This is a genomic window from Achromobacter sp. EG18 (assembly GCF_059759395.1).
The window spans coordinates 3,451,021-3,472,442 of record NZ_CM186213.1; the positions used below are offsets into that span (position 1 = coordinate 3,451,021).

A 21,422-nucleotide genomic window follows, 5' to 3' on the forward strand; every position below is an offset into this window, starting at 1 on the left:
GCGTGGCGACAGGCGTCGCCACATCGGGCAAAGCGGTCAGGCGGGCAGCGCGATCCGCTCGGGCGCGGCAACCCGCAAGTTTTCCCGCAACTTGAACAGGGCCACCGTGCCGGCCAGCGCGCCGGCCTGATCGCTCAACATGGCGGACGCCGCCGCCGACTGTTCCACCAGCGCGGCGTTCTGCTGGGTGGCCTGGTCCATGTCGGAAACGCTGCGGTCGATCTGGCTGATGCCCACGCTCTGCTCGGCCATGGCCCCGTGGATTTCGCTGACCAGCTTCTGCACGCGCGACACGCCTTCGACGATTTCCTGCATCGTCGAGCCGGCCGCCTGCACCCGCTCGGTGCCGCTCTTGACATTCTGTACCGAAGCCTGGATCAGCGCGCGGATCTCCTGCGCCGAGGCGGCGCTGCGCTGCGCCAACGTGCGGACCTCGCCGGCCACCACGGCAAAGCCGCGGCCCTGCTCGCCGGCGCGCGCCGCTTCCACCGCCGCGTTCAGCGCCAGGATATTGGTCTGGAACGCAATGCCGTCGATGACACTGATGATCTCGGTGATGCGCTCGGACGACTGCGCGATGGCGCCCATGGTGGTGACGGCATCGGTCACCACCTGGCCGCCGCGCTCGGCCGCCAGGCTGGCCTCGGTCGCCAGGCGCGTGGCGTGCTCGGCGGCCTCCTCGGTCTGGCGCACGCTGGAAGTCAATTCGGTCAGCGCCGACGAGGTTTCCTGCAACGAGCCGGCCGATACCTCTGTGCGCTGCGACAGGTCGCGGTTGCCCATCTCGATCTCGCGCGTGGCCGAGGTCATCGAATGCACGCCGTTGCGCACGTCGAGCATCACGTGGCTGATCTTGTCGACAAAGGCGTTGAACGAAGCGGAGATCTGCGCCACTTCGTCATGGCCCACCACGGCCAGCCGGTGCGTCATGTCGCCTTCGCCCGAGCCGATGGTGTCCATCGCATCGCGCACCGCGGACAGGCGCTTGAAGGCGCGCGACGTCACCACGCTGGCCAGCACGACGGCAACCAGCGTCAGCACCACCATCGAGATCAGGGTGGCGTTGAACACCTGCGCCAGGCCCGCGGTGGCCTCGGCCTCGTCCAGCGCGATCACCAGGAACCAATCGGTGCCGGGGATGCGGCGCGCCTTGAGCAGCTTGGGCGCGTCGTTCAGGCTCAACGCCAGCGGCGCGGCGCCGTCGCGCGCCATGTCGGCCAGCACGGCCGGCGTGAGGCCGGCCGCCACGTCGGTCGACGGCTTGAGCGCCAGCTTGTCATCGACGTGCGAAATCACCTGGCCATCGGTCGCCAGCACGAACGCGGTGCTGGACGGCGTCGGCCGGATGACCTTGATGACGTCCTTGATACCGTCCAGCGCCACCGCGCCGCTGATGGCGCCGGTGGTCTGGCCGTTGCGCACGATCGGCGCGGTGAAGGCCACGTAGGGCTTGCCGGTGCCCGAATCGCCATATGGCTTGGTCACGGCCAGCTTGCCGGCGGCCACCGCGCTCTTGTACCAGGGACGCGCGGTCGGATCGTAGTCGGGCGGCGTCTGCGCGGTGGAGAAGTAGGTCTTGTCGCTCCAGCCGATGCTGGTGATGGGAAAGCCGTTGGTTTCGCCCATCAGTTTGGTCAGGCCGCGCGGATCGCCCTTTTCGACCACGGCGGCGGTGGCGGTCACGGCCTGGGCCTTGTCGGCGGACCAGCGTTCGATGGCGCTGGCGTTGCCGGCGGCGATGGCGTCCAGGTCCGCGGAGATGGTCGCCATCATGTTGTCGCGCACGATCTGATAGATCGCGATGCCCGAGAGCACCAGCGCGCCGATGACGGTGAAACAGGTGATCAACAGGATCCTGTTGCGCAACGAGGTGATTTTCATGCTTGTCTTCTTACTGCAACTGCCCGTGCCGGAGGGCACGGGTATCCAGGTACGCGATAAAAGGTCCGCGCCACCCAGGCTTACGGCAAGGCGGCAAGGGACTTTAGGCCCGGCGTGCGTCGAACCCTGCGCATACGCAAACGACATGGGGCGGCAGTCCCGGCAAGGCATAATGGACGCCAAGACCGCGGTGCGCGGCGTGGAATGCGTCGACGGCCCGGGCCGCCTTGGAACCGGTTTGGTCACGCCAGTGATACGCAGGGAGCTTTCGTTGGACCCGATACTCGCCGAACTGTCGGCGTCGCTGCAGGCCGCCAAGTCGGTCGAACAGTTGACCCGCCCCATCCTGGATATGCTCGGCGCCGTGACCGGGCTGGAATCCACCTACCTCACGTCGATCGACCCGCAGGCCGACCGGCAGCAGGTACGCTACGCGCGCAATGCCGGCACGTTACAGATTCCGGAAGGCCTGTCGGTGCCATGGTCGGACACGCTGTGCAAGCGCGCGCTGGACGAGGGCCGCATGGCCACCAGCGACGTCGGCGCCTGCTGGCCCGACTCCGAGGCGGCGCGCCAGCTTGGCATCCAGACCTACGTCAGCGCGCCCATCCGCACCGACGACGGCCTGCTGCTGGGCACCCTGTGCGGCGCCAGCGCCAGCCAGCGGCCGATCGCGCCACAGGCCGAATCGATCCTGCGGCTTTTCTCCAACGTGATCGCCAGCTTCCTGGAACGCGAGCAGCTCGTCGCCCAACTGCGCGACGCCAACGCCAGGCTGCTGGCATTTGCGCTGACCGATCCGCTCACCGGCCTGCCCAACCGCCGCGCCCTGTACGAAGAACTGGACCGGCTGCGCGGCCGCGCCCTGCGCGAAGGCGGCAGCGTGCTGGTGGGCGTGGTCGACCTGGACGGCTTCAAGGGCATCAACGACACCCACGGCCACCAGCAGGGCGACGTCTTCCTGCAGGAAATCGCGCGCCGCCTGGCAATGACGCTGCGCGCCTCCGACATGGTGGGCCGGCTGGGCGGCGACGAATTCGTGCTGATCGGCCCCGGCCCGGCCCTGGCGCGCGGCGACGCGGCGCCGGGGCACGAGGCCCAACGCGGCGACGCCGAGGAAGCCGCCCGCTCGCTGGAAGATCGCGCCGCCGCCGCCACCGTCGGCCGCTACCAGCTCGGCGAGGTCACCCTGCCGTATGAGGGCGCCAGCGTCGGCGTGGTGGCGCTGGATCCGCGCGGCCTGTCGGCCGAGGAAGCCGTGCGCCTGGCCGATGCCCGCATGTACGACATCAAGCGCGCCCGCAAGGCCGCCCGCACCATCCACTGAACCGGACGGCCCGGGCGCAGGTTCATCGGGGGCTTGCACAACACATAAGTGTTTGCTAATGTGTTGCCATGATGGAAAACGACATCTTCAAGGCCCTGGCCGACCCCACCCGCCGCGCGATCTTCGACAAGCTCGCCGCGGGCGCCATGAACGCCAGCGCGCTGCGCGCGGGCCTGGACATCAGCCAGCCCGCGGTCTCGCAACACCTGGCGGTGCTGCGCCAGGCGCGCCTGGTGCGCGAGGAACGCCAGGGGCGCTTCGTCAACTACCAGGTCGATCCGGACGGTCTGGCGCTGCTCGCCGGCTGGATGTCCAAGTACCGTGCCTACTGGCCGGCGCGCGTCGACGCCCTGAAGACACTGCTCAAGGAAATGGACCAATGAACCCCGCGGACCCCACCCGGCAGGACACGGCGCTGGTGCTCGATTACGAGCTGGACGCGCCGCCCGAGAAAGTCTGGCGCGCCATCAGCATCCCGGCGCTGCGCGAGCAATGGCTGCCGGACGGCGCGCTGGCCGACGCCGAGCCGCTGGCCGCCACCCCGGGCGTCGAGGTCCGCTACCGCATGCGCGAGACGCTGCCGCCCTGCCTGGCCAGCGTGGTGACGTTCCAGCTCAGTCCCACCGCCGATGGCGGCACGCGCCTCACCATCGTCCACACCCCTGATGACGCCCGCCTGACGCAACCGGCGCCGCAGGCGGCCAACGATTCCTGGTCCGGCTTCAAGCTCGCCGCCTGACGCCCCCCTCCCTTTTCACGCAAGACAGGAGTTCGCTCATGAGCGAAACGATGCAGCTCGTCCCGATGGTGGTGGAACAGTCCGGCCGCGGGGAACGTTCGTTCGACATCTACTCGCGCCTGCTGCGCGAACGCATCATCTTCCTGAGCGGCGAAGTCAACGACGCCGTCTCGGCCCTGGTGTGCGCGCAGCTGCTGTTCCTGGAAGCCGAGAACCCCGGCAAGCCGATACACATGTACATCAACTCGCCCGGCGGCGTGATCACCAGCGGCCTGGCCATGTACGACACCATGCAGTTCATCAAATCGCCGGTGCACACGCTGTGCATGGGCACGGCGCGATCGATGGGCTCGTTCCTGCTGATGGCGGGCGAGCCCGGCAAGCGCGCCGCGCTGGCCAACGCCAGCCTGCACGTGCACCAGCCGCTGGGCGGCTTCCAGGGACAGGCCTCGGACATGCTGATCCACGCCGAGGAAATGCAGCGCACCAAGCAGCGCATCATCCGCCTGTATGCCGAACACTGCGGCCGCAGCTACGAGGACGTCGAGCGCAGCCTGGACCGCGACCGCTACATGACCGCCGAGGAAGCGGTCGAATGGGGCCTGATCGACCACGTCATGGATGCGCGCTCGGCCGGCTTCTGATGCGCCGACGCGCAAGGACGCCGCCGCGCCCGGGCTGCTTGCGCCATCGGCGTCCGCGCCCCGCTACGCGCCGGCCGCGACACGCTGGTGGCGCGCCCGCAGCACGGCATTGGCCAGCGCCCCCATGGCCAGCAGCACGGCCGTGCCCAGGAACACGGCCGGCATGCCGAAATGCCCGCCGATGAATCCGCCGAGCAAGGGGCCCGCCACCTGGCCCGCGTACTGCGCCGAGATCGACATGCCGAGCACGTTGCCGCCGACGCCGTCGGGCACATTGTGGCGGATCACGCTGGTCACGCACGGCAGCAGCCCGCCCAGCGCCAAACCCATCAGGAAACGCAGCGCCACCAACTGCCAGCCGGCGGTGACGAAGGCCTGCGGCACCAGCAGCAACGCCGCCACCGCCAGCGCGCCGATGATCACGGTCCAGTGGCCGACCCGGTCGGCCAACCGGCCCAACCGCGACGCCGACAGGATGGCGCCCAGCGCCGCCGCCGACATCACCACGCCCGACACCAGCGTGACGCGGGCCGGGTCGTCCACCAGCTGGCCCACGTACACCGTGATGATCGGTTCGATCGACATGGTGGCGAACATCAGCAGCATGCCCGTCGCCAGCATCGCGGCCACCGGCCGCTTGTCGGGAATCTGGGCCCAGCCGCCGCGCCGCTTGCCTTCCTGCCTGGCGGGCTTGGCCGGGCGCGGCATCTCCTTGATCAGGAACACCGTCGCCAGGAAGGCCAGGAAGATCACGCCGCCGGCCAGAAGGAAGGTGGCGCGGATGCCGATCAATGGCGGCAGCCCGCCGCCGATCAGCGGGCCCACCAGGTTGCCCGCCATGATGCCCGCCGACAGCACGCCCAGCGCCCAGCCCGAGCGCGCCTTGGGCGCCTGCATCGCCACCAGGATGGTCGAACCCGACGCGTAGCCGCCGGCCAGGCCCACCAGCAGCCGCAGCAGCACCAGCTGCCACACGCTCTGCACCATGCCAGTCAGCGACATACAGATCGCCATGCCAAACGACGCGCGCACCAGCATCAGCTTGCGCCCGTAGCGGTCGCCCAGCCGGCCCCACAGGGGCGCGACCAGCGCCGCGGCGAAGAAGGTGGCGCCATAGGCCACGCCCGACCACTGCACGATGGCGGCGTGACCCTGTACGCCCAGTTCCTCCACGTACAGCGGCAGGAACGGCAGCAGCAGCGTCATCGCCACGATGGTGCTGAACGAACCGGCGAAACAGACGGCCAGGTTGCGCCGCCAATGGATGTTCCCGGCCGACGCGGCCGCATCGGCGTCGGCGCGTTCCGGGGAGCTGGACGATGTCATGGAAAAAAGCCTCGGGGTGTCGGGCGCGAAGTCGGTGAACGGGGATTGTTGCCAGCCTCGCTCCACGCAGCAAGGCCAGCCGCGATACCGGTATTGCCGCTACCCCCCAAGCCGGCGCGGCGCGACCGTGCCGCGCCTATTGCGCGGCGCCGCGCAGCCAGGCCTTGGGCGTGGCGCCGCGATGCGCCTTGAAGGCCTTGATGAAGTGGCTGAGGCTGGAAAACCCGATGCTATATGCGGTTTCGGTAACCGAGCAGCCGCGCCGCAACAGGCCGGCGGCCGCGTCCATCCTGGCTTGCAGCAGGCAGCCATGCACCGATTGCCCGTAGAGCGACATGAAGCCTGCCTGCAACCGTTTTTCGCTCAGCCCCACGGCCTGCGCCAGCTGGCGCACGCTGCCGCAATCGGCGTATTCGTGCTGGATGCGGCGATGGGCCTCGGCCAGCCGCCTGCGGTCCGCGGGCGGCGGCTGGTCGGCCGCGCCGCGGCCGGCCAGGTGCGCCAGGGTCAGGGCCAGCGCCTCCTGGGCCTTGCCCTGCAGATACAGCGCGGCGACCTCGCCACGATCCTGGCTCCAGGCCAGGATCTCGCCGGCCACGCGCGCCAGGCCGGGCCACAGCGGCAGCGTCGCCAGTTGGGCGTCGCGCGCCGGCACGCTGCCATCGGCCGCGAACGCGGCGGACGGCACCTGGCGCAAGGTGCGCCACCACAGGGCGCGCATGGCTTCGCTCGAAAAACGGATATCGACCACGCGGATGTCGCGCCGGCCCTTGAATTCGTCCCAGCCCGGCACCGGCTCGACCGTGCCGTGCAGGATGACGCTGCCCGGCTGGATGCGCAGGGCCGTGCCGCCCTCGAAGCCCAGGCCGAACTGGCCTTGCAGCACGATCGCCACGCCCACGCTGGACTCGGCCGCGCCGCTGGCGGCCCAGTCCGATTCGGGCCGGCCGTCCAGGCAGCCGATCGAGATGCCGCCCGGCAGTTCGTGCTGGGAGCGGATCCTGAGCCAGTCCGGCGGCAGCAGGCGCAGCAGGTCCTGCACGCTGAGCGGCGCGCCGCGGTCCGGGGCAAGACGGGGCTGAGAGGCCATTTTGTTCCAATTCCGCAATTTCCGGCGCGGATTCGCTAGCGCGGCCGCCGCCTGGCCTGGATGATAACAATTTTCATCCTCATCCAGTCTTTCATGACACCTACGCCAGACCCCGTCCGCCGCCCGAACGAGGCCGCCGCCCTGTTCGTCTTCAATACCCTGTGCCTGACCGCCATCATGGCCTTCATGCCCGTGATCGGCCCGGTGGTGCGCGGCCTGCGGCTGGCCGAATGGCATGGCGGGCTGGTGGTCACCGTGGCCGGCGTGCTGTGGATGCTGATGGCGCGCTACTGGGGCGGCCGCAGCGACCGCGTCGGCCGCCGCCGCGTGCTGCTGCGCGCCGCCGCCGGCTACATCGTCAGCTACCTGCTGCTGGCCATCGGCCTGGACCTGATGCTGCGCGAGCCGCCGCCGGCATGGCTGGCGCTGTTGGCGCTGATGGCGCTGCGCGCCCTGCTCGGCGCCTTCTACGCCGCCATGCCCACCGTCAGCGCCGCGCGCATCGCCGACATCACCGCGCCGGAGCAGCGCGGCGCCATGATGGCCAGGCTGGGCGCGGCCAACGGCCTGGGCATGGTGCTGGGGCCCGCCATCGGCGGCCTGCTGGTCAAGGACAGCCTGACGCTGCCGCTCTACATCGCCGCCGTGCTGCCCTTGCTGGGCACGCTATGGCTGGCCGCGAAACTGCCGTCCGACGCCGCGCACGAACCGCGCGTCACGCCGCCGCTCAAGCTGAGCGACCGGCGCCTGCGCCTGCCGCTGGCCGCCATGCTGCTGGCCATGAGCGCGGTCATCACGGCGCAGATGATCGTCGGCTTCTATGCCATGGACGCGCTGCGCCAGGAGCCCGGCCCGGCGGCACGGACGGCCGGATGGGCCATGACCACCGTCGGCGTCATGCTGATCCTGGTGCAGGTGGGACTGGCCAAGGCGCGGCGCATGAACGCGGCTCGCTGCCTGGCGGGCGGCGCCCTGCTGTCCGGCGTCGGCTTCCTGCTGGTGCCGGTGCTGGGCGGCGCCTGGGGCCTGGTGGCGTGCTATGCCATCATGGCCGCCGGCATGGGGCTGGTGTTCCCGTCGATCCAGACCCTGGCGGCCAACGCCGTCACGGCCGACGAACAAGGCATCGCCGCCGGCTCGGTGATCGCCGTGCAGGGCATGGCGATGGTGGTGGCGCCGCTGGTATGCACGTTGCTGTACGGCGTGCGCCCATGGATGCCATACGTGGTCGCCGCCAGCCTGTTGCTGCTGGTGGCGCTGGCGGCGGCGGTCCAGCCGCGCCAACCGCTGTCGGCCCGGACGATGCCGTAGGCGGCGCATGGCGGTCCCCCTCCGACGGCGAGCCCCTGATCAGGGTTCCCTCATGGGATATTCCAACTGCAGCGCCACGAAGCCGGCGGTGGCGCGTCCGTAGCGCGCGCTCATGCCGCGCAGAATCCCGTCCAGCAACGGCGTGGGAGTCGGCGCCAGCGTGTTGTCCATGGGCAGCGACGGCATGTCCGCTGACGACACCTGGTCGGGCAGATAGGCCAGGCCGCTGGCCAGCCTCACGGGGCCCGGCTCGGAGGCCACCCCGACCACCGAGGTCCTGTAGCTGCGGGCATAGGCATCGGCAGTCAGGGCCAGCCGCAGATCGTCCGTACCCGCTGTCAGCGGCGCCTGCAGCGTCTCGTGCCGCCAGAAGGCCGTTGCATTGCGCGTCGCGGTGTAGATATGGCGCGGCCCGAGCTGAAAGTCCCGGCCCGGATGGGCATCGTCCCAGTGCGCCTGGCCCAGTTCGAGCGCCACCGTTTGCGCGCGCGGCCGGCCGGCCAGGGTCTCGACCAGCGCCAACGACACGGGAATCGAAGCACTGACGCCCGTGGTGGTCACCACCCCGCCGTCCGCGATGTAGCGGCGATCCTGGCGCCAGCGCACCGCCGGAAAGTCGCGCGCCAGCGTCGAGCGCGAATACCAATGCGAGACCGCCTGACGGCCGTCCAGCAAGCCGGCCCGCGCCAGTACCCACACCCCGTCGCAAATGCCGATGACAACGGCGCCCTTGCCGGCCTGCGCGCGCACCCAGGCCGACAGCCGCGGATCCGCGTCTTCGTGCACGGCCGGCACGATCACGTAGTCGGCGCCGTCCGGGTAATGCGCGTCGAACGCGGCGATGTCGGCATCCGGCTGTGCCCGCAGGGCGGGAAAGAACCGTATCGGTCCGGGATCCAGGGCCAGCGCCCAGACCTCCGCGGCGCCCGAGCGCTTGAGCACCGCGTAGGGCACCACGAAGTCGGTCAGCTCGGTGTTGGCGTTATGGCCGATCACCGCGACACGCGGCAGGCGGCCCGCCGCGGCAGGCCGCGCAGCGGTCAGTGGCCCGGCCTGCCCGAGCGGTGATGGCGGCGCGGGCACCCCGCCAGGATCGCGCCACACCGACCAGGCCGCGGCGACGGCCACGGTCGTTAACACGCATACCAGACCCGCTCGCCACCATCCGACCGCCATGAACCACCCTTTTCCGTAACGAGGCCACGCCCCAATTCCGACAGCCTAGCGATAGCGTGCGCTCGGCAGCAATGACAGAATTCGGTCATTTTCTGCCATCCGGCCGCGTTAAGATGCCGGCATTGCCACTTTGCCTTCCCCATGCCGCGACACTCCGCCGCCGGCAGGCCCCGCCCGGTCGCCATCGTCGTCTATCCCACGGTGCAGCACCTGGACGTGGCCGGCCCCGCCGACGTCTTCTCCATGGCCAGCGCGCTGGGCCTGGACGCACGGTATCGCGTCGCCCTCCTGTCGGCCCGGGGTGGACCGGTCACGCTGTCCAACGGCCTGACGCTGCAGACCGAGGCAGTGGCTGGCATCGACCCGGCCACGGTCGACACATTGATCATCGCCGGCGGCGAGCGCGAAGGGCTGATGCAGGCCGCCGTTGACGAAACCCTGCGCGCGTGGGTTGGCCAGGCCGGCACGCGGACGCGGCGCCTGGCTTCGGTGTGCACCGGCGCCTTCCTGCTGGCCCATTGGGGCATGCTGGCCGGCCGGCGGGTGGCAACGCATTGGGCTTCGGCACAATTGCTGGCGCGCCACTTCGATGGCTTGCAGGTGGAGCCGGAGGCGCTCTACGTTCAGGACGACCGATTCTGGACCTCGGGCGGCGTCACTGCCGGCATCGACATGTGCCTGGCCATGGTCGAACAGGACGCGGGCCGCTGGCTGGCGGCGCGAGTGGCAAGACAGCTGAACCTGGCGCTGCGGCGCAGCGGCAACCAGGCGCAATACTCGACGATCCTCGAGGGGCAGGCCGGCGCCTACGGCGAACTGGTCGATTGGCTGCGCGACCATCTGGCCGAAGCCATCGATGTCGAACGCATGGCATCACTGGCCGGCCAGGCGCCACGCACCTTCCATCGCGGCTTCACGCGCGACACCGGCTATACGCCACGGGCTTTTCTCGAGGCGCTACGGCTCGAAGCGGTGCGCGCGGGGCTGGACGCGGGCCAGCCGCTCAAGCCCCTGGCGCGGGCTGCCGGGTTTCGCTCGGAAACGCAGCTGGCCAAGGCGTTCCAACGCCGCTACGGCCTCAGCCCGTCGCAGTATCGGGGCGGTGCGACGCCCTTCATTCCGTGATGTGGATGTTGGCCTGGTCGATGATGACCTGGTAGCGCTTCATCTCGGCATCGATGAACCTGGCGAACGCCGCCGAGTTCTTCACCGACGGCTCGAAGCCCAGCCCGTTCAGTTGTTCGACGATCTTCGGGCTGGCCATCACCTTGGCCGACACCGCCTCCAGCTTGCGCAGCACCGGTTCAGGCAGGTTGGCCGGCCCCCACACGCCGTACCAGGAATAGAACTCGAAGTTCTTCTGGCCCTGCTCCTTCATGGTGGCAAGGTCCGGCAGCAGGGGGCTGCGGTCGGCGCCGGTCAACGCCACCGCCTTGAGCTTGCCGGCGCGCACCATCGGCAGCGACGACAGCATCGGGTCGATCAGCCCCTGCACCTGGCCGCCGACCAGGTCCGACAGCGCCGGGCCGCCGCCGCGATACAGCACGATGGGAATCTGCTCCAGGCCGTTTTCATGCAGGAACGAGGCCGCGGCAAGGTGGCCGGCCGAGCCGAAACCCGTGGTGGCGAAGGAGTACTTCTGTGGCTCGGCCTTGAGCAGCTTGACCAGGTCCCGCACGTTGTCGGCCGGCACCTTGGGGTTGACGCTGAAGATCAGCGCGCCCTGCGCCAGTTCGCTGATGGGCGTGAAATCCTTGACCGAATCGAACTTGATGGTCTTTTTGTACAGCAGCGGATTGATCGCGTGGATGGAGGCATTCAGGTACAGCGTGTAGCCATCGGGCGCCGCGCGCGCGACATAGGCGGCGCCGATCATGCCCGAGGCACCGGCGCGGTTTTCCACCACCACTGACTGGCCCAGTTCCTTGCCCAGCTGCTCGGCGTACAGGCGCGCCACGCCGTCGACGGAACCGCCCGGCGGATGCGGCACCACCAGCGTGATGGGGCGCTGCGGATAGCTGTCGGCGGCCAGCGCGGCGGCGGTGGTGGTGAGGCCCAACGCCAGCAGGGCGGCGCTGAACAGCCGCTTGAGCGGCGCGGGGCGGGACGGGCAATGGAACATGATGGGGTCTCTCTTGGCGATGGCGCATCCGTTTCGGGCGCGCAGGGGCCGCCCACGCCACCGGCCGCGACGCTCGCGGCCGGTGGCGTGGGTCGTCAAAAATGAATCCGGCGGCTATCGCCGCCGGAACAGGGGAATCAGGCCGCCTTGAGCTGCGCGGAGCTGAAGCCGTACTTGGTGTCCAGCCCCAGCTCGCGCACGATGCGCAGGCCCTTGGCCAGGGCGTCGCCCTCCAGGCCGCGCAGCGGACGGCGCAGGTCGCCGACCGGCAGGCCCACCGCCTTCATCAGCGACTTGATCGCCACGGGGTTGATGGCGGAGTACGAGTAATGCAGCATCGGCAGCAGGCCCAGGTAGCCTTCGCGGAAGCTGACCGACACGTCCGGCGTGTCCCAGGGACGCGAAATCTCGGCCATCTCGGCCGGCGCGATGTTGCCGGTCATGTTGGCGGTGCCGTGGCCGCCCAGGCTCATGGTGGGCACCACCAGGCCCAGGTTGGGCGAGTCGCAGCACATCACCGACACGTCGGGACGGCCGCGCAGCACTTGCGCCACCTGGCCCACGCGCGTGGTCGATTCCTTGTGCACCACGTAGTTCGGGTGCTTGAAGATGCGCAACAGCTGGTCCCAGTGCAGGTCGCTCTTGACCCGCGGCGGGTTGTTGTAGATGCCCAGCGGCAGGTCGGTGGCGTCGGCCACTTCGAGGAAATAGGCTTCGGTGTCGGCTTCGGAGGCGCAAATATAGGCCGGCGCGGCCAGGATCGCGCCGTCGGCGCCGTTGGCGCGCGCGAACTTCAGGTAGTCGATGGTGGAGTCGGTGTTGTTGCCGGTGCAGCCGTAAAACAGCTTCATCCTGCCGGTCTTCATCTTGGCCGTCTCGACGATCACCTGGCGCCGCTCTTCGGGCGACAGCAGCGAGACTTCACCGGTGGAGCCCATGATCAGCACGGCGGCGGTGCCGTTGTCTTCCTGGAACTTCAACAGGCTGCGGAAGGCGCTGAAATCGACGCTGCCGTCGCGATTGAACGGCGTGACGATGGCGACGAAGGACCCCTGGATTTTCATTTTGCTCATGACCTGCTCCACATGCGGATGGACTGCTCAATCAAAAAAAGCCAGGCTGGCGCGCGGTGGTTGGCGCCTGCACCTGACCATTCCCCTTGCTGCTTATGCAGTATAGGAAGAGCGGCCCCGAAAATTTTTCTATTTTCCACACTTTCAGGGCGCCCGAAAGACAAAGATTTTCTAAGGCAATGCGGTTAAGTTATGAGGATTTCCATAACAATACGCTTTTCATGGCGGCGCCCGCATGACCGAAGCGATCTCCCGTTATCCGTCCCTGTCCCATTGGGGCGCCTATACCGCGCTGGTGCGCGACGGCCGCGTCGTGGGCTGCGAGCCGTTCGCGCACGACCAGGCCCCGTCCCCGCTTATCCACGCGATGCCCGACATGGTGCATTCGTCGCTGCGCATCGCCCGCCCCGCCGTGCGCGCCAGCTGGCTCAGGCACCGCGGCGCGCCCGAATTGCGCGGCGTGGACGGCTATGTGGAGGTCGATTGGGACACCGCCCTGGCGCTGGTGCACGACGAACTGCAACGGGTGCGCGCGCAGCATGGCCCCACCGCCATCTTCGGCGGCTCGTACGGCTGGTCGTCGGCCGGCCGGCTGCACCATGCGCGCACGCTGACGCACCGCTTCCTGTACGCAGGCGGCGGCTGCGTCGACCAGTCGGGCAACTACAGCTGGGGCGCGGCGCAGTTCCTGCTGCCGCACATCATCGGCACCTACGCGCCCGTAACCGGCCGCATCACCGACTGGAACAGCGTGGTCGGGCACACGCGGCTGCTGGTCGCGTTCGGCGGCATCCCGCTGCGCAACACCCAGATCGCCTCGGGCGGCGCGGGCGACCACAGCGCCCCCGGCTGGCTGGCGCGGGTGCGCCAGGCCGGCATACGCACCGTGGTGGTCAGCCCCACGCGCGGCGACGCGCCGGCGGCGCTGGCGGCCGAATGGATCCCCATCCGTCCCAACACCGATGCCGCGATGATGCTGGGCATGGCCCACACCCTGCTGGCCGAGGGCCGCCACGACCGCGACTTCCTGGCCCGCTGCTGCAATGGCTTCGAGCAGTACGCCGACTACCTGCTGGGCCGCGCCGACGGCGAGCCCAAGGACGCTGCCTGGGCCGCGCGCATCTGCGGCGTGCCGGCCGATACCATCCGCGCGCTGGCGCGGGACGCGGCCGGCACCCGCACGCTGCTGTCGTGCTCGTGGTCGCTGCAGCGCGGCCATCGCGGCGAACAGCCGTACTGGGGCAGCGTGGCGCTGGCCGCCCTGCTGGGCCAGATCGGCCTGCCTGGCGGCGGTTTCGCCTTCGGCCATGGCTCGATGAACGGCGCCGGCAATCCGCGCCCCGACCTGCCCGCGCCGGAGATGCGCGCGGGCCTCAATCCTGCCGGCGTGTCGATCCCGGTGGCGCGCCTGACCGACATGCTGCTGCGGCCGGGCGAGCCGTACGAGTTCAACGGCAGGACCGGCATCTATCCGGACATCCGCCTGGTCTACTGGGCCGGCGGCAATCCGTTCCATCACCACCAGGACCTGAACCGGCTGATGCGGGCCTGGGCGCGGCCCGAGACCATCATCGTGCACGAGCCATGGTGGACGCCGACCGCGCGCCGCGCCGACATCGTGCTGCCGGCCACCACCACGCTGGAACGCAACGACATCGGTGGCTCGTCGCGCGACCGCTACCTGCTCGCGATGCGGCAGGCGCTGGCGCCGGTGGGCCACAGCCGCAACGACTTCGACATCTACCGCGAACTGGCCGCGCGCGGCGGTTTCGAGCGGGCCTTCACCGAAGGCCGCGACGAGATGGCCTGGATCCGCCACATCTACGAACAGATGCGGCCGGCCTGGGAAGCGGCGCAACTGACGCTGCCGGCCTTCGATGAATTCTGGGAGCGCGGCCACGTGGCGCTGCCGCCGCCCACGCGCGACTTCGTGCTGTTCGAGCAGTTCCGCGAGGATCCCGCCGCGCATCCGCTCAAGACCCGCTCCGGCCGTCTCGAACTGCACAGCGCGGCGATCGCCGAGTTCGGCTATGACGACTGCCCGCCGCATCCGGCCTGGCTGCCGCCGGTGGAATGGCTGGGCGCCGAACGCGCGGCGCGCTGGCCGCTGCACCTGGTCACTTGCCAGCCCGCCGACCGGCTGCACTCGCAACTGGACCCGGCGCCGGCCACCCGCGCCCACAAGGTCGCCGGCCGCGAGGCGGTGCTGCTGCATCCCGACGACGCCGCCGCACGCGGCATCGCGCAGGGCGATGTGGTGCGCATCTTCAATGACCGCGGCGCCTGCCTCGGCGGCGCGCAACTCAGCGCCGACCTGCTGCGCGGCGTGGTGGTGATGCCCACCGGCGCCTGGTTCGACCCGCAGGACGGCTCGCTCGAACGCCACGGCAATCCCAACGTGCTGACGGTGGACGTGGGCACGTCGCGGCTGGCGCAGGGCCCGAGCGCGCTGTCGGCCTTGGTGCAGGTGGAGCGCTGGCACGGCGACGCGCCGCCGGTGCGGGCCTTCGAGCCGCCGCCGCTGCGGGCCGAGACGCCGGGCGCGCCACGTTGACGGCGCAATCTCGCCCCCGTTGCGGCGCGACCGCGCCTGGCGCCCGATTGCCGGCCTGTGCGAGGCTCCTTATCGTGTGAACAGGCCCTAGCCCGCCCGCAGGAATGCCAGCACCGCGTCGTCCTGTCCCCGGATGAAATGCCGCTCACGCGGCAACAGCGTCACCTGCGCGCGCGGCGCCAGGCGGCGCAGGCGTTCGCAGGTCTCGCGCGAATCAAGCATCACATCGCGCCCGCCCACCGCCACGTACAGCGGCTGCGCCAACTGACGCAACGCCTCATCGTCAAAGACGGGAATGGCGCCGAAGCGCGAGCGGAAACCGCGATTGATGGCGTGCATCAACGCAAACTGAGCCCGATCGGCAGGCGCCGGATCGGCCGCCAGCGGCCCGATGATGCGGCGGCGCACCAGCGCGCGGCCCGCGGGTCCCAGCAGCAGCAATGGCAGGACCCACGGCAGGATGTGCTTCTGCCGGCCGATGCCGGACGGGCACAACAGCGCCAGCCGCTCGACCCGCGCCGGCCGCCGCACGGCGAAGTCCAGCGCCAGCCACGCGCCCAGCGAAATGCCGAAGCACGCCGCGCGCGCCACGCCCAGTCCGTCGAGCACGGCCTCCAGCCAGGCCGCGTGCGCATCGCTCGCCAGCGGCAGCCGCGCCGGCGCGCTCGGGCCTGCCTCGCCGATCAGGTCGATCGCGTAAATGCGGAAATGCGGCGCCCAGGCCGCGGCCTGCCGCTGCCAACTGGCGGCCGTGCTCTGCGCGCCATGCAGCAGCACCAGGGGCGGGGCGTCCTCGCGGCCGCACACCAGCACGTGGGTGTCGCCGGCCGGCGTCGGCACCGTCACTCGCCGCACATCGGCCGGCCAATGGGCCAGCGCGGCGGCATAGGCCTGGCGCACGGCTTCGGCGTGGCGCTCGGACTTGAAGACCGGGCTCATGCCGGCGCGTCGCCGCGATGACGCAGATGGATCAGCGGATAGGCCCGTCCCTGGCCGTCGCGCTCCGAACGCCCGATGCGCTCGAAGCCCAGCCGTTCATAGAAGCCGATCGCCTGCGCGTTCTGCTCGTTGACGTCGGTGCTCAGGCCGGGATGGCGCCGCAGCGCATCCTCGACCAGGGCGCGCCCGACGCCCGTGCCGCGCGCGTCGGGGTCAACGAACAGCGCTTCCATGTGGCCGCCGTCGAGCAGCATGAAGGCCAGCGCGCGGTCGTTCGCATCCACCGCCAGATCGAGCGTGGCGGCGGGCAGGAAGCCCACCACCTCGGCCTCGATATCGTGGCGGTCCTGCGGCGAGAGGAAATCGTGGGTGGCATCGACGGCGCGGCGCCAGATGTCGACGACGCGTTCGCCGTCGGCGGGGGTGGAGGTTCTCAGGGTGATCATGGTGCTACGGAAAAAAAGAAGAAAGGCTGGCGGCCGTCAGCCGGCGTCCGTGCGCCGCTCGATGGCGCGGATCACCGCCACCATGTCGGACGCGCCCAGGCCCTGGGCCTCGGTCTCGCCGTACAGCGCATGGCTGGCGTCCAGCAGCGGCGAAGCGATGCCGGCGCCGCGCGCGGCCTCGGCCACCAGGCGGCTGTTCTTGAGCACGTCGGTGATCGCCGCCTGCACGGAGAAGTCCTGCGTCACCAGCTTGCCCAGCTTGACGCGCGACACGTCGCTGGCCATCGGTCCGGCGTTCAGCACCTCGGCAAACAGGGCCAGGTCGATGCCGTGACGCTCGGCGAAATGCACCGACTCGGTCAGGCCCGTGACCATGGTGATCAGGAACAGGTTGACCGACAGCTTCATGACCAGTGCGGACGGCACCGCGCCACAGACGAAGCTGTCGCGGCACAGCGGCCGCACCAGTTCGCGCACGGCGGCGACGTCGTCGTCATGGCCGGCCAGCATCACCACCAGTTGCCCGGCTTCGGCCGGCTTGCGCGAGCCCGACACCGGCGCCTCGACGTAGCGCCCGCCGGCCGCCTCGATGTCCGCGCCCAACTGACGCGAATAATCGGCCGAGGTGGTGCCCATGTTGACGATCACGTGGTCGCGCACACGCGCGGCGAAGTCGTCCGTGCCGCGCGCCAGCACCGTGTCGATGGCCGCGTCGTTGGCCAGCATCAGGATGACGGTGCGGCATTGCGCGTAGACCTGGCTGGCGCTGTCGGCCACGCGCGCGCCCGCGGCGCGCAGCGCGTCATAGCCGCCGGGGGAACGGCTCCAGACCACCAGCGGCGTGCCGGCCCGGGCCAGGTTGAGCGCCATCGGCGTGCCCATGACGCCCAGGCCGATGAATCCGATATCCATGCCTGTTTCCGCTTTGGTTGTGTTCATTGTCCCTATTATTCCACCGATTGTTGCCGCCGCTCGCGGACAACGGTCCCGGCGCGCGTCGGCCGAGCGGATGTCAAGCCAGCACAGCGGGATTGATCACATGGATCGGCTTGCCGGCGGCGTAGGCGACGATCTGATCGAAAACGTCCGAAAACTGGGTCTCGTATTCGTCCTCGGTGACGTAGCCGATATGCGGCGTGCAGATCGCGTTGGGCAGTTGCAGCAGCGGGTCCTTCGGATCGCGCAGCGGTTCGGTTTCGAACACGTCCACCGCCGCCATGCCGGGGCGGCCCGCGCGCAGCGCCTGCGCCAGCGCGCCCGGCTCGATCAGGCCGGCGCGGCTGGTATTCACCAACAGCGCCGATGGCTTCATGCGCGCCAGATCGGCCGCCGTGACGATGCCGCGCGTATCCGGCACCAGCCGCATGTGCAGCGAGAGCACGTCGCAGGCCTCGAAGAACGCCTGCTTGTCCGGCGCCACATCCCAGCCGTCGTCGCGCGCCCGTTGGCGCGAGGCCTCGCGCGCCCACACCAGCACCTTCATGCCAAAGGCGGCGCCGTAGCGCGCCACTTCGGCGCCGATCCGGCCATAACCGTAGATACCGAGAGTGCGGCCGCGCAGGGTACGGCCCATGCCGGTCTGCCAGACGCCGTTCTTGAGCGCCTCAACTTGCTGCGGGATCCGCCGCATGCCGGCCAGCACCAGTCCCCAGGTCAGTTCGGCGGCGGCGTACGACGGCGTGCCGGCATGCTGGTTGGAAGACAGGATGACACCGTGCGCGGTGCAGGCGTCGACATCGATATGGGGGTAGACGCTGCGCTGGCTGATCAGCCGCAGCTTGGGCAGGCGCGCGATGAGCGGCGCGCGGATCTGGGTGCGTTCGCGGATCAGCACCAGCGCCTCGGTGTCGCGCAGGCGCTCGGCCAGCGCGTCCACGTCCTGCACATGGTCGTTCCAGACCGTGACGGCATGGCCGTCGAGTTTGCGGAAACAGGGCAAGCCCCGCAGCGTGTCGAAATAGTCGTCCAGAATCGTGATGTTCATGGTCTGTCTCCTGCCAGGATGCGGGCATTGTGAGCGCCGCCTTGCCGACCGTAAAATGATATTAATTAGTCAATTGATGCGTTTTTCTCATGAAAATCGACGTGCTCGGCGTGCAGGCCTTCGTGGCGATCGCGGATCACAAGAGCTTTCGCCGCGCCGCCGGCGAGCTCAGCATCACCCAGACCGCGCTGAGCCGCCGGCTGCAGAACCTGGAATCGTTCCTGGGCGTGCGGCTGGTGGAACGCACCACCCGCTCGGTGGCGCTGACGCCGCCGGGCGACAGCTTCCTGCCGCAGGCGCGGCGCCTGCTGGCCGACCTGGCCGCGGCGCTTACCGAGATCCGGGAAACCGGCAAGGCCCAGCGCGGCGACGTGACGCTGGCGTGTGTGCCGACCATCGGCGTGCACTACCTGCCGCACATCCTGCAGCGCTACAGCGCCGAGCATCCGCAGAACCGCGTCAAAGTGCTGGACCACTCTTCCGGCGCCGTGGCGCAGGCGGTGCTCACGCGCGAGGCCGAGTTCGGCATCAACATCGCCGAGACCCACGCCCCCACGCTGCGGAGCATCCCGCTGCTGCAGGACGACTTCGTGCTGATCTGCCGCGAGGACCATCCGCTGGCGCGCCGCCGCACGCTGCCCTGGGAAAAACTGGAGGGCCATCGGCTGATCTTTCCCGGCGCCAGCAGCAACAACCGGCCGCTGCTCGATCACGCGCTGGCCGAGCTGGCGCCGCGGCTGACGGCCTTCTATGAAGTGCAGCGCAGTTCGACCGCCGTCGGACTGGTGGCGGCCGGCGCCGGCATCGCCGTGGCGCCGCGGCTGGCCTGGCAGGCCGGTTCGTATCCGGGGCTGCGCGTGGTGTCGCTGCACACGCCGGTGGTGAGACGCACCTTTTCGCTCATCAGCCGCAAGGGCGCGCACCTGTCGCCGGCCGCCCAGGCCTTGCACGACCTGATCCTGCGGCACCGCGCGCAGGGGCCGCGCTGACGCGCCGCCCGACGCGGAACTTTCGCACCACCTTATACAATTGGTGACGCTTTGCCGGAGGAATCGAGCCACAATGCGCCGGCGCTTTTCCCGACCCATTAGGAACCACGATGAACAAAGCCCTTGCGACGCTGCTCTGCGCCGTCCTGCCCGCCACCGCGTCCGCGGTGCAGCCCGATGTCGAGCCCCTGACGCTCAACCCGCAAAACCAGCTTTACTGCAACAAGCAGGCCGACTGGTGCGTGGGGATCAAGGTCGACGGCGGCTTCGAGGATAACGGCCCGTTCGCCACCAGCCGCACCCTGCGCGCCGACTACCGCTTCTGGGACCTGCCCGACATCCCGAACTTCACGCGCTTCACGGTCTGGCCGCACCTCATCCGCCTGAGCGAGGAACGCGCGCTGGTCGGCGTGATCGGCCCCAACGAGCCGGACTACAAGGAAGAGATCCAGTTTCCCGGCGGCAGCTTCTCGCGCCGCGACCTGTACCTTTTCATGGTGGACCTGGGCGACAAGTCCTCGGCCCTGGCCCACCTGCTGCCCTACTCCGCCAAGGCCGGCATCCGCGCCTGCGCCAACGAGGCCGACGAGAAACGCCGCGAAGGCAACTGCATGGACTATTACCGCTATGACGCCACGGTGAAGGCCCTGCCCAGCCAGCAGCCGTACCCGGACCTGCAGGTCACCACTCAGGCCACGCGCAGCCCGGCCGACGCCAGCCGCTACGCCGATTCGAGCAAGCGGCCCGCGCCGACGGCCGCGCAACTGCAACCGCAGGCCGACAAGCAGTGCAGCTACACGGTGACCTACAAGTGGAAGGAAGACGGCTCGGTCTACCAGCCGGCCACGCCGGTGCCGGACTGCGCCGAGTTCCTGGAACCGCAGCCCGGGAAGAAATAACGCACGGGCCTTGGCCACCCTGGCCGCGCCCGCTCCGCCGCACCGGCGGGACGCGGCGGACCGCTGGGGTCGTCAGTCGGCGTAGCCCGGATTGCGCCGGTCCAGCCGGCGCAACAGGCCCGGCCAGGCCAGCGCGGCCTTGTGGGCGCGGTCGGCCGGGGATTCCACCGCGGCGCGCGCCAGCACCTCGGGCGGGATGAGGGTCAGTTCGCCGCCCCCGGCCTGCGCCCGCACCTGCACCATGCAGGCCGCTTCCAGCCGGTGCATGGCCTGGAATGCCTCGGCCATGCTCTGTCCCACCGTCAACAGGCCATGGTTGCGCAGGATCAGGTACTGGCTGGCGCCCAGGTCGCGCACCAGGCGCGGCTGTTCCTCGGGGTTGAGCGCCAGGCCTTCGTAGTCGTGATATGCCAGCGAACGCAGCACGATGAACGCGAACTGCGACAGCGGCAGCAGGCCGTCCTTCTGCGCCGACACCGCCACTCCGTTGATGGAATGCGTGTGCAGGACGCACATGGCGTCCTTGCGGGCCGCGTGGATACAGCTGTGGATGGTGAAGCCCGCCGGATTGATGTCGTATGCCGAGTCCATCACCTTGCGCCCGTCCAGGTCGATCTTGACCAGGCTGGACGCGGTGATCTCGTCAAACATCATGCCGTAGGGGTTGATGAGGAAATGCTCGGTGCCGGGCACCTTGGCGGTGATGTGGGTGAAGATCAGGTCATCCCAACCGAACAGCGCCACCAGCCGGTAGAGCGCCGCCAGATCCTTGCGCACCTGCCATTCCGTTTCGCCGACCTGCTCGCGCACGCGGGCGGCCAGCGTTCCTGCCGTATCCATGTCTCGTCTCCCTTTTTTGATGTCTGCCCTCGCCGCGAGGCGCGGGCTCCGTCGCGCACTGTATTCGGTTTACACGCCCTCG

Annotated in this window: 20 protein-coding genes; 9 read left to right on the top strand and 11 right to left on the bottom strand. The window is 69.6% G+C overall.

All coding sequences use genetic code 11. The annotated features are described in order from the left end of the window. Positions 1-36 precede the first annotated feature (36 nt). Positions 37-1,881 (bottom strand): methyl-accepting chemotaxis protein, encoded by a 1,845-nt coding sequence (locus AC6CR5_RS15810; protein WP_053499235.1) that lies wholly within the window; start codon positions 1,879-1,881, stop codon positions 37-39. A gap of 271 nt (positions 1,882-2,152) precedes the next feature. Here AC6CR5_RS15810 and AC6CR5_RS15815 point away from each other — a divergent pair, with 271 nt between their 5' ends. The 4 genes from AC6CR5_RS15815 to AC6CR5_RS15830 all read left to right on the top strand — a co-directional run bounded on the left by AC6CR5_RS15815 (position 2,153) and on the right by AC6CR5_RS15830 (position 4,591). Next, a complete protein-coding gene (locus tag AC6CR5_RS15815) occupies positions 2,153-3,208 on the top strand; it encodes a GGDEF domain-containing protein (RefSeq protein ID WP_223203238.1) in 1,056 nt (351 codons plus the stop codon). A 68-nt stretch (positions 3,209-3,276) separates the two neighbouring features. Beyond that, positions 3,277-3,591: an ArsR/SmtB family transcription factor gene (locus AC6CR5_RS15820; RefSeq protein WP_006384596.1), complete on the top strand. Its 315-nt coding sequence runs from the start codon at positions 3,277-3,279 to the stop codon at positions 3,589-3,591. Next, positions 3,588-3,947: an SRPBCC family protein gene (locus AC6CR5_RS15825; protein ID WP_006384597.1), complete on the top strand. Its 360-nt coding sequence runs from the start codon at positions 3,588-3,590 to the stop codon at positions 3,945-3,947. The genes AC6CR5_RS15820 and AC6CR5_RS15825 overlap by 4 nt, the downstream gene beginning before the upstream one ends. A gap of 38 nt (positions 3,948-3,985) precedes the next feature. Next, positions 3,986-4,591 carry an ATP-dependent Clp protease proteolytic subunit gene (locus AC6CR5_RS15830; RefSeq protein WP_006384598.1) on the top strand — a complete coding sequence of 202 codons (606 nt, stop codon included), beginning with the start codon at positions 3,986-3,988 and terminating at the stop codon, positions 4,589-4,591. 63 nt (positions 4,592-4,654) lie between these two features. On the opposite strand, the gene AC6CR5_RS15835 is transcribed toward AC6CR5_RS15830, so the two are convergent. Both AC6CR5_RS15835 and AC6CR5_RS15840 read right to left on the bottom strand, forming a co-directional pair. After that, positions 4,655-5,917, bottom strand: a complete 1,263-nt coding sequence (locus AC6CR5_RS15835; protein ID WP_038504371.1) for an MFS transporter — start codon at positions 5,915-5,917, stop codon at positions 4,655-4,657. Between the two features lie 136 nt (positions 5,918-6,053). Beyond that, a complete protein-coding gene (locus tag AC6CR5_RS15840) occupies positions 6,054-7,007 on the bottom strand; it encodes a helix-turn-helix transcriptional regulator (protein WP_026384098.1) in 954 nt (317 codons plus the stop codon). A 93-nt stretch (positions 7,008-7,100) separates the two neighbouring features. Here AC6CR5_RS15840 and AC6CR5_RS15845 point away from each other — a divergent pair, with 93 nt between their 5' ends. After that, positions 7,101-8,318 (top strand): MFS transporter, encoded by a 1,218-nt coding sequence (locus AC6CR5_RS15845; RefSeq protein ID WP_070542495.1) that lies wholly within the window; start codon positions 7,101-7,103, stop codon positions 8,316-8,318. Between the two features lie 39 nt (positions 8,319-8,357). On the opposite strand, the gene AC6CR5_RS15850 is transcribed toward AC6CR5_RS15845, so the two are convergent. Further along, positions 8,358-9,458: a DJ-1/PfpI family protein gene (locus tag AC6CR5_RS15850; protein ID WP_235442342.1), complete on the bottom strand. Its 1,101-nt coding sequence runs from the start codon at positions 9,456-9,458 to the stop codon at positions 8,358-8,360. Positions 9,459-9,635: 177 nt separating this feature from the next. Between AC6CR5_RS15850 and AC6CR5_RS15855 the strand changes: the two genes are divergently transcribed. Beyond that, positions 9,636-10,619, top strand: coding sequence for a GlxA family transcriptional regulator (locus AC6CR5_RS15855; protein WP_498084699.1), 984 nt, complete (start codon positions 9,636-9,638; stop codon positions 10,617-10,619). Here AC6CR5_RS15855 and AC6CR5_RS15860 read toward each other — a convergent pair. Next, entirely contained in the window at positions 10,609-11,616 is a 1,008-nt protein-coding gene (locus AC6CR5_RS15860) for a Bug family tripartite tricarboxylate transporter substrate binding protein (RefSeq protein ID WP_006386046.1), read from the bottom strand. The two genes, AC6CR5_RS15855 and AC6CR5_RS15860, sit on opposite strands and share 11 nt — an antisense overlap. Before the next feature lie 137 nt (positions 11,617-11,753). Further along, positions 11,754-12,689 carry a 4-hydroxy-tetrahydrodipicolinate synthase family protein gene (locus AC6CR5_RS15865; protein WP_047991788.1) on the bottom strand — a complete coding sequence of 312 codons (936 nt, stop codon included), beginning with the start codon at positions 12,687-12,689 and terminating at the stop codon, positions 11,754-11,756. Positions 12,690-12,924: 235 nt separating this feature from the next. On the opposite strand from AC6CR5_RS15865, the gene AC6CR5_RS15870 reads away from it, so the two are divergent. Further along, complete coding sequence (locus tag AC6CR5_RS15870) at positions 12,925-15,243, top strand: molybdopterin-dependent oxidoreductase (protein WP_498084700.1); 2,319 nt, start codon at positions 12,925-12,927, stop codon at positions 15,241-15,243. An 87-nt stretch (positions 15,244-15,330) separates the two neighbouring features. Here AC6CR5_RS15870 and AC6CR5_RS15875 read toward each other — a convergent pair whose 3' ends face one another. From AC6CR5_RS15875 to AC6CR5_RS15890, 4 genes are all read right to left on the bottom strand, one after another. Continuing rightward, complete coding sequence (locus tag AC6CR5_RS15875) at positions 15,331-16,182, bottom strand: alpha/beta fold hydrolase (protein ID WP_238920032.1); 852 nt, start codon at positions 16,180-16,182, stop codon at positions 15,331-15,333. Continuing rightward, positions 16,179-16,628 (bottom strand): acetyltransferase, encoded by a 450-nt coding sequence (locus AC6CR5_RS15880; RefSeq protein WP_026384093.1) that lies wholly within the window; start codon positions 16,626-16,628, stop codon positions 16,179-16,181. Before AC6CR5_RS15880 ends, AC6CR5_RS15875 begins: the two co-directional genes overlap by 4 nt. A gap of 36 nt (positions 16,629-16,664) precedes the next feature. Continuing rightward, complete coding sequence (locus AC6CR5_RS15885) at positions 16,665-17,540, bottom strand: NAD(P)-dependent oxidoreductase (RefSeq protein WP_026384092.1); 876 nt, start codon at positions 17,538-17,540, stop codon at positions 16,665-16,667. A gap of 100 nt (positions 17,541-17,640) precedes the next feature. Continuing rightward, positions 17,641-18,612 carry a D-2-hydroxyacid dehydrogenase family protein gene (locus tag AC6CR5_RS15890; RefSeq protein WP_241059848.1) on the bottom strand — a complete coding sequence of 324 codons (972 nt, stop codon included), beginning with the start codon at positions 18,610-18,612 and terminating at the stop codon, positions 17,641-17,643. A gap of 89 nt (positions 18,613-18,701) precedes the next feature. On the opposite strand from AC6CR5_RS15890, the gene AC6CR5_RS15895 reads away from it, so the two are divergent. Continuing rightward, positions 18,702-19,601 (top strand): LysR family transcriptional regulator, encoded by a 900-nt coding sequence (locus tag AC6CR5_RS15895; protein ID WP_006386038.1) that lies wholly within the window; start codon positions 18,702-18,704, stop codon positions 19,599-19,601. A gap of 110 nt (positions 19,602-19,711) precedes the next feature. Beyond that, positions 19,712-20,500, top strand: coding sequence for a hypothetical protein (locus AC6CR5_RS15900; protein WP_150101283.1), 789 nt, complete (start codon positions 19,712-19,714; stop codon positions 20,498-20,500). A 72-nt stretch (positions 20,501-20,572) separates the two neighbouring features. Here the strand turns inward: AC6CR5_RS15900 and AC6CR5_RS15905 are convergent, their stop codons facing one another. Continuing rightward, on the bottom strand, positions 20,573-21,340 hold the full coding sequence (locus tag AC6CR5_RS15905) for a class II aldolase/adducin family protein (protein ID WP_026384090.1): 768 nt from the start codon (positions 21,338-21,340) through the stop codon (positions 20,573-20,575). Positions 21,341-21,422: the final 82 nt, after the last annotated feature.

Coding starts and splice junctions, on each gene's coding strand:
- AC6CR5_RS15810 (WP_053499235.1), bottom strand. CDS start 1,881: ATGAAAATCACCTCGTTGCGCAACAGGATCCTGTTGATCACCTGTTTC.
- AC6CR5_RS15820 (WP_006384596.1), top strand. CDS start 3,277: ATGATGGAAAACGACATCTTCAAGGCCCTGGCCGACCCCACCCGCCGC.
- AC6CR5_RS15825 (WP_006384597.1), top strand. CDS start 3,588: ATGAACCCCGCGGACCCCACCCGGCAGGACACGGCGCTGGTGCTCGAT.
- AC6CR5_RS15830 (WP_006384598.1), top strand. CDS start 3,986: ATGAGCGAAACGATGCAGCTCGTCCCGATGGTGGTGGAACAGTCCGGC.
- AC6CR5_RS15835 (WP_038504371.1), bottom strand. CDS start 5,917: ATGACATCGTCCAGCTCCCCGGAACGCGCCGACGCCGATGCGGCCGCG.
- AC6CR5_RS15840 (WP_026384098.1), bottom strand. CDS start 7,007: ATGGCCTCTCAGCCCCGTCTTGCCCCGGACCGCGGCGCGCCGCTCAGC.
- AC6CR5_RS15845 (WP_070542495.1), top strand. CDS start 7,101: ATGACACCTACGCCAGACCCCGTCCGCCGCCCGAACGAGGCCGCCGCC.
- AC6CR5_RS15855 (WP_498084699.1), top strand. CDS start 9,636: ATGCCGCGACACTCCGCCGCCGGCAGGCCCCGCCCGGTCGCCATCGTC.
- AC6CR5_RS15860 (WP_006386046.1), bottom strand. CDS start 11,616: ATGTTCCATTGCCCGTCCCGCCCCGCGCCGCTCAAGCGGCTGTTCAGC.
- AC6CR5_RS15865 (WP_047991788.1), bottom strand. CDS start 12,689: ATGAGCAAAATGAAAATCCAGGGGTCCTTCGTCGCCATCGTCACGCCG.
- AC6CR5_RS15870 (WP_498084700.1), top strand. CDS start 12,925: ATGACCGAAGCGATCTCCCGTTATCCGTCCCTGTCCCATTGGGGCGCC.
- AC6CR5_RS15875 (WP_238920032.1), bottom strand. CDS start 16,182: ATGAGCCCGGTCTTCAAGTCCGAGCGCCACGCCGAAGCCGTGCGCCAG.
- AC6CR5_RS15880 (WP_026384093.1), bottom strand. CDS start 16,628: ATGATCACCCTGAGAACCTCCACCCCCGCCGACGGCGAACGCGTCGTC.
- AC6CR5_RS15885 (WP_026384092.1), bottom strand. CDS start 17,540: ATGGATATCGGATTCATCGGCCTGGGCGTCATGGGCACGCCGATGGCG.
- AC6CR5_RS15890 (WP_241059848.1), bottom strand. CDS start 18,612: ATGAACATCACGATTCTGGACGACTATTTCGACACGCTGCGGGGCTTG.
- AC6CR5_RS15895 (WP_006386038.1), top strand. CDS start 18,702: ATGAAAATCGACGTGCTCGGCGTGCAGGCCTTCGTGGCGATCGCGGAT.
- AC6CR5_RS15900 (WP_150101283.1), top strand. CDS start 19,712: ATGAACAAAGCCCTTGCGACGCTGCTCTGCGCCGTCCTGCCCGCCACC.
- AC6CR5_RS15905 (WP_026384090.1), bottom strand. CDS start 21,340: ATGGATACGGCAGGAACGCTGGCCGCCCGCGTGCGCGAGCAGGTCGGC.